General features: G+C 75.1%; 1 protein-coding gene. It reads left to right on the forward strand.

Annotation, left to right across the window (positions count from 1 at the left end):
• Window positions 1-417, forward strand: a 417-nt coding sequence (locus DW309_RS00015) for a DUF2207 family protein (protein ID WP_136044158.1), incomplete at both ends; no start/stop codon positions are given.

A 417-nucleotide genomic window follows, 5' to 3' on the forward strand; every position in this document is an offset into this window, starting at 1 on the left:
TCGGCGCGGTCGGCGTCGCGGTCGCGGGGTGGCTCGCCGTTGCAGGTTTCACCCGACGTCGCCGCCGCGCGACGGGGATCGTCGTCGCCCAGTACCACGTGCCCGACACGCTGCCGCCGCTCGTCGCCGCCGCGGTCATCCCGAAGGCGCAGGACGTCATCCCCGCGGAGATCGTGCACCTCGCGGTCCGCGGAGCGCTGCGCATCGAGGAGGGGGACAGCCCCGAGCAACCCCGACTTCGCCGTCTTCCTGGTGGTTCCGCACCGGACGAGCTCGATGCGGCCGCCCTCGACGCCCTGTTCCACGGCGCCGACGCGGAAGGCGTGGTCGACCTGCCGACCGCGAGCGAGAGCTTCGCCGCCCGCATGTCGGCGCTCACCACCGCCGGGTCCACGGCCGCCGCCACGCGGGGCCTCA

This window comes from Microbacterium sp. K41 (assembly GCF_004794395.1).
In the GTDB taxonomy this organism is placed as follows: Bacteria; Actinomycetota; Actinomycetes; order Actinomycetales; family Microbacteriaceae; genus Microbacterium; species Microbacterium sufflavum.